Genomic DNA, 8,167 nt, shown 5'->3' on the forward strand with positions numbered 1-8,167 from the left:
TGTATGCTATACTGAATTCAGATACCAGCGAACATTCATTTTGGAGGGTTTTACATATGGCATTTGGAAAAATCACACCGAAACAGCAGGAGATTCTTGATTATATCAAACAGGAAATTTTAAACAAGGGCTATCCGCCCACTGTTCGGGAAATCTGCGAAACCGTCAATTTAAAGTCCACCTCTTCCGTGCATTCTCACTTGGAAACACTGGAAAAGAACGGTTACATCCGCAGAGACCCTACAAAACCCCGTGCAATCGAAATTTGTGACGATAATTTTCAGATGCTCCGCAGGGAAATGGTGAGTCTGCCTATTATAGGAAATGTGGCGGCTGGCCAGCCTATTTTGGCGGAAGAGAATATCGAGGATTATTTTCCAGTTCCTGCAGAGGTTGTTCCTAAAGGAGAGTCCTTTATATTAAATGTTCGAGGCGATTCCATGATCAATGCAGGCATTTTAAATGGAGACCGTGTTTTGGTGCACTGTGCCTCTGATGCCCACAATGGTCAGATTGTTGTTGCACTGATTGATGATTCTGCCACTGTAAAAACTTTCTATAAGGAAGACGGACATATCCGTCTCCAGCCTGAAAACGATTCTATGGCGCCTATCATTGTGGACGACTGCCAGATACTGGGTGTGGTTTTTGGCATTTTCCGTTTTTACCGATAACACAAAGGACGGCCGGTCATTTGCTGACAGTCTCCTGCCGCTTTGACCGTGCCGCCTCATAATTTTTAGCATGCGTTTTTCTTTGCTTTTATCGAAACCTTACGTCCATATATGCTATGATCTCTTCCACGCATCTGTCAAACCCAAGTTTCGAGCTGTTTAGACATAAATCATAATTTCTGGCGTCTGTCCATTCTCTGCCTGTGTGATATTTGTAATATTCTGCCCGGTGTTTGTCCGTTTTCAAAATGAAACGCTCTAATTCCCTTGGGCTCATGCTGTGCTTTTTGGCAGCCTGCTCTATACAGAATTCCATAGGCGCATGTACAAATACGCTTAATACATTATCACATTCCTTCAGGACATAATCTGCACACCTGCCTATAATAACGCAGGACTCCTCTTCTGCCAGCTCACGAATGATTTTTGCCTGGTAATTAAAGAGATTGTCGGTGGAAGTAAAATCATCGCTCTCCGGCGGAATCAGTTCGCCGTTGTAGGCACTCTTGGCAATACGGAATAGTTTTGTACTCTTTATTTTTTCATCCGCATTTACAAAAAGAGCCTCATTGATACCACTCTCATCGCTGGCCAGCTTCATCAGCTCCTTATCATAATAGTGAATGCCAAGTCTGTCTGCAAGCATCTCTCCAACGGTCCGTCCACCGCTTCCATATTGCCTTGCTATTGTAATCACTATATTTCCCATGGCTCTTTCCTCCTACTCCCCGAGATATGCCTTCTTAATAGATACGTTGTTCAGAAGATCGCCTGCCGCTCCTTCAAGTACAATTTTTCCCGTTTCCAAAACATAGGCCCTATCTGCAATGGAAAGTGCTTTTTTGGCATTTTGCTCCACCAGAAGGACTGTGGTGCCGCTCTTGCTGACCTCTTTTATAATATCGAATATTTCATTCACGAGAATGGGGGACAGTCCCATAGAAGGCTCGTCCATCAAAATAAGCTTTGGATGTGACATCAGCGCCCGTCCGATGGCAAGCATTTGCTGCTCTCCGCCGCTCAATGTTCCCGCCAGCTGATTCTGACGCTCCTCAAGGCGTGGGAAACGGTCAAATATCATTTTCAGCGTCTCTTCGATTTCCTCCTTATCCTTGCGTGTATAGGCTCCCATTTTCAAATTCTGAAGAACGGAAAGCTGGGCAAACACTCTTCTTCCCTCGGGTACATGGGCCATACCCATGGACACAATTTTGTGCCCCGGAATTTTTACAATGTCCGCTCCCTCAAAGACCACGCTTCCTGACCGGGGAGACAGCAAGCCGGAAACTGTATGCAGAATTGTAGTCTTTCCCGCTCCGTTTGCTCCGATCAAGGCAATAACCTCTCCCTCGTTTACGTGAAAGGAAACCCCTTTAATCGCCTGAATGATGCCATAATATACTTTTAAATCCTTAACTTCCAACATTGCCATAACGTGTCCTCCTATTCCCCCAGATAAGCCTTGATTACTTCCGGATCGTTCAGCACTTCGCTTGTATTTCCCTGGCAGAGAACGCGCCCGAAATTCAGCACCGTAAGCTCTTCACAGATGCCGCTTACCAGCTTCATATCATGCTCAATGAGTAAAATAGTCATATCAAAATGATCCCGGACAAAACGAATGGTATCCATCAGCTCCTGCGTCTCATTGGGATTCATACCCGCAGCAGGCTCATCCAGCAGCAAAAGCTTTGGCTTTGTAGCCAATGCCCTGGCAATCTCCAGCTTGCGCTGCTTGCCATAGGGAAGATTGGACGCAAGGGTATCTGCCTCTCCCTCAAGTCCGAAAACCTTCAAAAGCTCCAGCGCCTCCTCTTTCATCTGCTTCTCAATCTTATAATAAACAGGAAAACGCAGAATCCCCATAAGGGTATTGTATTTCAAATGATTGTGGAGACCTACCTTAACATTGTCGATTACGGATAAATCTTTAAAAAGACGAATGTTTTGAAAGGTTCTGGCAATTCCTTCCCTGTTGATCTCTATTGTTTTACGGCCTGTAATATCCTTGCCATCCAGAGTAATAATGCCCTGATCCGGTTTATAGACACCTGTAAGCAAATTAAAAACCGTAGTTTTCCCCGCACCGTTTGGTCCGATCAGTCCATACAGACAGCCTTTTTTGATCTCCACATTAAAATCATCCACAGCTCTAAGTCCGCCAAAGGAGATACTCAAATTTTTCACCTCAAGTAATGCCATAGCTACTCAGCCTCCTTTGCCGTCTTTTTCAGTCTCAGTTTATAGGCAGCCTTCTCCCGCCATGCAATCGCCTTTGGAGCCCAGTTAAACAGCATCATTGCAATCAGAACAATGGCATAAATCAGCATACGGTAATTATTCAGTCCGCGCAGAAGCTCCGGCAGCAACGTCAGCACCACTGCAGATATCACCGAACCTCTGATATTTCCGATGCCGCCCAGCACCACAAATACCAGTATCATAATAGACATATTATAACCGAAATTTTTGGTAGTTGCCTGTAAAGAGGAAATATTGTGGGCATACAATACACCTGCCACTCCCGCAAGGGCAGCGGAAATGGAAAATGCCATAAGCTTATATTTCGTAATATTGATGCCAACGGACTCCGCTGCAATGGTATTGTCACGAATGGCCATAATGGCGCGCCCGTCCCTGGAATGCACCAGATTCAACACAATAAATAGAGTAATTAACAGCAGAATAACACCTACGGTAAAGGAGGAATCACTGGGAGTTCCGGTAATTCCCTGGGCTCCTTTTATGATGATCGTTCCATTCTCCGACAGATTCAGATCCATGGAGCTGGTAAAAGAAAAATGTAAACCTCTTTCATCTACGCCTACATAAAGTATATTGATGATATTCTTTATGATTTCTCCAAAGGCAAGTGTGACAATAGCCAGATAATCTCCCTTCAGTCTCAGAACAGGAATCCCGATCAAAATACCGAAAATTCCAGCGCTGGCCGCCCCAATCAATATAGCGATAAAAAACCGGACACCGGATAAAGGAATCGCCTCCTGCATACATTTCGAAAAGAACGCACTGGTAAAAGCTCCTACACACATAAATCCCGCGTGTCCCAGACTCAGCTCGCCAAGAACCCCCACAGTAAGGTTTAAGGATACCGCCAAAATGGCATACGAGCACAGCGGCACCAGCAGGCCTTGTATCAGACTGCTTAAACTGCCGGCCGAAATCAATATCTGAATGATAATATAAGCGGCAAGCACGATTCCGTAAGTAATAAGATTGCTTCTCAGGGTTTTGCTCATTTTAATTTTTTTGTTTGTCTTTAATTTCTTTTCCATATGCTCTTCCCTAAACCTTTTCCTGAATGTTTTTGCCGAGGAGACCCGAAGGCTTTATAAGCAATACAAGAATCAGAACGGCAAAAACGATTGCATCCGCCATCTGAGAGGAAATATATGCCTTGCTGAAAATCTCAATAATACCTAACAGAATTCCGCCGATAAACGCTCCCGGAATAGAACCGATACCGCCGAATACCGCAGCCACAAACGCCTTTATGCCCGGCATGGAACCGGTATAGGGAGTTAAGGACGGATATGCCGAACAAAGAAGCACTCCCGCAATAGCGGCCAATGCAGAACCAATGGCAAAGGTAAGCGCTATGGTTCCGTCTACATTAATACCCATAAGCTGCGCAGCTCCCTTATCTTCGGAAACCGCAAGCATCGCCTGTCCGGCCTTGGTTTTATTGATAAAAAGCATCAGACCAACCATAATGACAATACAAGATAAAATAGTGACAATGGTCTCTCCCGTAATATTGATCTGACCGTCTGCAAGCTTGATGGACTCCATAGGCACTACGGAGGTAAAGGATTTTGTATCTGCGCCAAAAATCAACAACGCTAAATTTTGAAGCAGATAGCTTACACCGATGGCGGTAATCAGTACTGCCAGCGGAGAAGCCGCCTTCCGCAGAGGCTTATATGCAATTTTTTCAATCACCATCCCCAGCACAGTACACACAATAACAGCAGCAGGAACGCCGATAAGAGGCGATAGGCCCATCGTGCTGCATATCGTATAGGTGGTGAAGGCTCCTATCATAATCACGTCCCCATGGGCAAAATTCAGCATCTTGGCGATACCATAAACCATGGTATATCCCAGCGCAATCAGTGCGTACACGCTGCCAAGGCTGATGCCGTTGATTAAATAAGTAACAAAACTCATAAGTACCTCCCGTTAGTGTCTTAACATATACTTATCACGCAATATTCAGTATAACAGATGCGTCCAAACCTGGCAAGCAGATTCATTTTGTTTAAAAAGAAGGGCTGCCTTATACGGCAACCCTCTCTGGTTCAAACATCATTACATTGCTGTGTAAGTGCCATTTACAATTTTTACAGCCTTGGGCTCCTTGTTCGGCTCGCCATCCGCCGTCCAGCTCATGCCAGAACCGGTCAGGCCGTCTATGGTAATCTGAGTCATTGCGCTCTTTAAGCCTTCGCAGATATCGGATACGCTCATATCGGGAGTAACGCCGCTCTGCTCAATCGCCGCCTTGATTGCATACACTGCATCATAGGCATCTGCCGCAAACTGATTGGGAATGCCGCCGAATTTCTCCTCGTAGGTGGAAACAAAATTCTGTGTCAGTTCATCCTCTGCATCTGCCGCAAAAGGTGTCAACAGCATAACGCCTTCCGCCAGGCTCTGATCAAAGTTAGTAACGCTCAAAATGCCATCCATACCATCGCAGCTGAAGAAAGCAGGTGCATAACCCATGCTGTCTGCCTGGGTCAAAATCAGGGAAGACTCCTGATAGTAGATAGGCAGGAACACCAAATCCGCTCCTGCATCCTTAGCCTTCTGAAGCTGTACGGAAAAATCAGTCTTGTTGTCTGCAGTAAATGCCTCCGCTGCCACAATCTCAAAGCTCTGGTTCTCAGCCTCCTGAGCAAAGCTTTCATAAATGCCGGTGGAGTATACGCTGGAGCTGTCATAGATCACAGCTACTTTTTCTGCAAGCGCATTTTCTCCGATATATTGTGCAGATGCAGCACCCTGGTTAGGGTCAGAGAAGCAGACGCGGAAGCAGTTGTCATACTGTGTACATTCTACAGCAGAGCCTGAAGGCGTCAGCTGGAACATATTGTCTTCCATTGTCTTTTCCGTTACCGCGATGGAAGGGCCGCTGGTCACTGCGCCCACAATTATCTGCGCGCCCCAGTCCTTCAAAACATTATAAGCGTTTACAGCCTTCTCAGCATCAGACTCGTCGTCCTGAAAATTCAGCTCAAAGGTATATCCATTTACGCCGCCTGCCGCATTGATTTCATCAACGGCCATCTGTGCAGCATTGTTTACTGCCATGCCATATACTGCATTGTCTCCGGTGAGAGGCCCCATGCCGCCAATCTTAAAAGTGCCGGCGGAAGCGCCTTCCGAAGCCGCTTCTGTTCCCTCTGCAGCACTCGCGCTTTCATTGGAAGCTGAGCTTTCTGAAACGCCTGCGTCCTGCTCCTGCGTACCGCAGCCTGCCATAGCCAAAACCATTGCAGAAACTACCGCAGTGCTTACTAACTTGTGAAATTTCTTCATAATAGTTCCCTCCTTTTTGCTCATAATTGTATACAGATATAATCTAATACAATTATTATTAGAATAATAACCTTTTGCCGTTTCCTTGCCAATAATAATTTCAAAAAACTCTATTTCATCCTGTATAAATATAACCACAAAGGGAAAAATAATCTTGAACGAATCAATGGAGGTTAACTAGAATGGGAAATAAATTCTTAGATGGCATTGCTCTTACGATTGCAATTATCGGTGCTGTAAACTGGGGATTAATCGGGCTTTTCCGCTTTGATCTGGTAGCATTTATCTTCGGCGATATGTCCTGGCTGTCCCGTATTGTTTACGTCATTGTAGGTCTCTGCGGCCTATATCTGCTCACCTTCTATATGAAGCTGGGAGATGGTGCAGATTCTTAGAAAATGAGGAAGATGTCTCTTAAGGCATCTTCCTTTTTGTACATACGTCCCTCTCTACAGGGAATCTGCATCCACTGTCTTTCCGTCTCTCCAAAGATGCTCCAGATCATAAAGCAGTCTGTTTTCCTTGTCAAAAATATGGACAATCACATCCCCAAAATCAAGCAAAACCCAGTTGGCGGTATCATACCCCTCCACCTGCTTTACCAAAAAGCCTGCTTTTCCCAGCTTCTCCTCCACATTGTCACAAAGCGCCTGTATCTGGCTGCGGTTGCTTCCCCCCGCAATAATAAAATAATCGGCAATAATAGACACCTCACTGATATCAATCACTCTGATTTCCTCAGCCTTTTTATCTTCCAGGGCCTCCACGGCCAGTCTTGCCGCTGATTTCTTATTCTCCATTCTTCACCTCATTTCCGCGCATCTTCTGCGCATATCAACTTACAGTGTTTCCCATCTTATTACAATAATATTCGTATGTTTTCTCTGTCATGGGATCCATTTCCCCTCCCGTATCCCTTAGATACGCAAGGGTATCTTCCAGTATCATAACCAGCGCCCGATCCAGATCCTCAAATGCCATCCTGCGGATTTTGTCCAAATTAGGGGCCTGATTTCTGCCAGGCTCAATATAATCCGCTGTAAAGACAATTTTCTCCAAAAGGCTCATGCCAGGCCTTCCCGTAGTATGATTTAAAATAGCGTTGATTACATCCACATCATTTACATGGTATTTCTTCATGGCAAGGTAACTGCCCGCCTTTGCATGAAGCAGAAAGGGATTTCTCTTTTCTATTTCGCTGACCGCAATATTATGCTTCTCACAAATGGACAGCTTCTTTTCATCCGTAAGGCATTTCGCACAATCGTGCAGCAGTCCGGCCAGCTGTGCATTGCGGATAGATTCCCCGTAGCGCATGGCAAGGGCCGCCGCCGTATATTCCACTCCCAAAGTGTGCTCATACCGTCTGGCATCCAAGGTTTTTTCCATGGCCTTTCTGATTTTTCTGAAATTAATTTCCTTCATTCTTATAAAAACCTTTTTCCTCTATATAAGATATTACCCGGTCGGGAACAAGATAACGGATGCTTTTTCCGAAACGTATCCTCTCTCTGATTTCAGTGGAGGACAGCTCTATATTTCTGAAGGCAAACAGATGGATACGGGCTCCAAACGCTTTCGAAAGCTCCTGTTTTTTTGCCTCCATCTTTCCCATATCCGCATTCTCCCGCACAGCGGCAATGATCTGGCAGCTTTGAAAAAGGCGCTGGGGGCATTTCCAGCTTTCCATGGAAAAAAGGCAGTCCGCTCCCACAAGAAAGAAAAATTCCGTTTCTGGAAAGCTCTTTCCAAGCTCTTCCATGGTCTCATAGCTGTAGGTATATCCTCCCCGCCGGATTTCCAAGTCCAGACAACGCATTTTTTCGTTGCCGGAGACCGCCAGCTCCGCCATATGATAGCGTTCCTCCGGTGCAAGAATATCCTCCTGTTTTTTCATGTAGGAACAGGCAGTAGGTATCAGCCACATC

General features: G+C 45.5%; 11 protein-coding genes. 2 read left to right on the forward strand and 9 right to left on the reverse strand.

The window, feature by feature from the left end; all coding sequences use genetic code 11:
- Positions 1-56 precede the first annotated feature (56 nt).
- Positions 57-674 carry a transcriptional repressor LexA gene (lexA, locus tag AC1WIP_RS07805; RefSeq protein WP_318704297.1) on the forward strand — a complete coding sequence of 206 codons (618 nt, stop codon included), beginning with the start codon at positions 57-59 and terminating at the stop codon, positions 672-674.
- Between the two features lie 88 nt (positions 675-762).
- Here the strand turns inward: lexA and AC1WIP_RS07810 are convergent, their stop codons facing one another.
- The 6 genes from AC1WIP_RS07810 to AC1WIP_RS07835 all read right to left on the reverse strand — a co-directional run bounded on the left by AC1WIP_RS07810 (position 763) and on the right by AC1WIP_RS07835 (position 6,239).
- Positions 763-1,383, reverse strand: coding sequence for a cytidylate kinase-like family protein (locus AC1WIP_RS07810; protein WP_481141323.1), 621 nt, complete (start codon positions 1,381-1,383; stop codon positions 763-765).
- 12 nt (positions 1,384-1,395) lie between these two features.
- A complete protein-coding gene (locus AC1WIP_RS07815; protein ID WP_481141324.1) occupies positions 1,396-2,106 on the reverse strand; it encodes an ABC transporter ATP-binding protein in 711 nt (236 codons plus the stop codon).
- Positions 2,107-2,117: 11 nt separating this feature from the next.
- Complete coding sequence (locus AC1WIP_RS07820) at positions 2,118-2,876, reverse strand: ABC transporter ATP-binding protein (protein WP_481141325.1); 759 nt, start codon at positions 2,874-2,876, stop codon at positions 2,118-2,120.
- Positions 2,877-2,878: 2 nt separating this feature from the next.
- Positions 2,879-3,970, reverse strand: a complete 1,092-nt coding sequence (locus tag AC1WIP_RS07825; protein ID WP_481141326.1) for a branched-chain amino acid ABC transporter permease — start codon at positions 3,968-3,970, stop codon at positions 2,879-2,881.
- Positions 3,971-3,980: 10 nt separating this feature from the next.
- A complete protein-coding gene (locus AC1WIP_RS07830) occupies positions 3,981-4,865 on the reverse strand; it encodes a branched-chain amino acid ABC transporter permease (RefSeq protein ID WP_318704302.1) in 885 nt (294 codons plus the stop codon).
- A gap of 141 nt (positions 4,866-5,006) precedes the next feature.
- On the reverse strand, positions 5,007-6,239 hold the full coding sequence (locus AC1WIP_RS07835) for an ABC transporter substrate-binding protein (protein WP_481141327.1): 1,233 nt from the start codon (positions 6,237-6,239) through the stop codon (positions 5,007-5,009).
- A 182-nt stretch (positions 6,240-6,421) separates the two neighbouring features.
- On the opposite strand from AC1WIP_RS07835, the gene AC1WIP_RS07840 reads away from it, so the two are divergent.
- Positions 6,422-6,634 (forward strand): DUF378 domain-containing protein, encoded by a 213-nt coding sequence (locus AC1WIP_RS07840; RefSeq protein ID WP_318704304.1) that lies wholly within the window; start codon positions 6,422-6,424, stop codon positions 6,632-6,634.
- A 54-nt stretch (positions 6,635-6,688) separates the two neighbouring features.
- On the opposite strand, the gene rsfS is transcribed toward AC1WIP_RS07840, so the two are convergent.
- From rsfS to nadD, 3 genes are all read right to left on the reverse strand, one after another.
- Positions 6,689-7,039: a ribosome silencing factor gene (gene rsfS / locus AC1WIP_RS07845; protein WP_318704305.1), complete on the reverse strand. Its 351-nt coding sequence runs from the start codon at positions 7,037-7,039 to the stop codon at positions 6,689-6,691.
- A gap of 34 nt (positions 7,040-7,073) precedes the next feature.
- Entirely contained in the window at positions 7,074-7,664 is a 591-nt protein-coding gene (yqeK, locus tag AC1WIP_RS07850; RefSeq protein ID WP_481141328.1) for a bis(5'-nucleosyl)-tetraphosphatase (symmetrical) YqeK, read from the reverse strand.
- Positions 7,651-8,167: nicotinate (nicotinamide) nucleotide adenylyltransferase (nadD, locus tag AC1WIP_RS07855; RefSeq protein ID WP_481141329.1), on the reverse strand; the 517-nt coding region annotated here is incomplete at its 5' end. The genes yqeK and nadD, both read right to left, overlap by 14 nt.

This window comes from Acetatifactor sp., from assembly GCF_982438285.1.

Coding starts and splice junctions, on each gene's coding strand:
- lexA (WP_318704297.1), top strand. CDS start 57: ATGGCATTTGGAAAAATCACACCGAAACAGCAGGAGATTCTTGATTAT.
- AC1WIP_RS07810 (WP_481141323.1), bottom strand. CDS start 1,383: ATGGGAAATATAGTGATTACAATAGCAAGGCAATATGGAAGCGGTGGA.
- AC1WIP_RS07815 (WP_481141324.1), bottom strand. CDS start 2,106: ATGGCAATGTTGGAAGTTAAGGATTTAAAAGTATATTATGGCATCATT.
- AC1WIP_RS07820 (WP_481141325.1), bottom strand. CDS start 2,876: ATGGCATTACTTGAGGTGAAAAATTTGAGTATCTCCTTTGGCGGACTT.
- AC1WIP_RS07825 (WP_481141326.1), bottom strand. CDS start 3,970: ATGGAAAAGAAATTAAAGACAAACAAAAAAATTAAAATGAGCAAAACC.
- AC1WIP_RS07830 (WP_318704302.1), bottom strand. CDS start 4,865: ATGAGTTTTGTTACTTATTTAATCAACGGCATCAGCCTTGGCAGCGTG.
- AC1WIP_RS07835 (WP_481141327.1), bottom strand. CDS start 6,239: ATGAAGAAATTTCACAAGTTAGTAAGCACTGCGGTAGTTTCTGCAATG.
- AC1WIP_RS07840 (WP_318704304.1), top strand. CDS start 6,422: ATGGGAAATAAATTCTTAGATGGCATTGCTCTTACGATTGCAATTATC.
- rsfS (WP_318704305.1), bottom strand. CDS start 7,039: ATGGAGAATAAGAAATCAGCGGCAAGACTGGCCGTGGAGGCCCTGGAA.
- yqeK (WP_481141328.1), bottom strand. CDS start 7,664: ATGAAGGAAATTAATTTCAGAAAAATCAGAAAGGCCATGGAAAAAACC.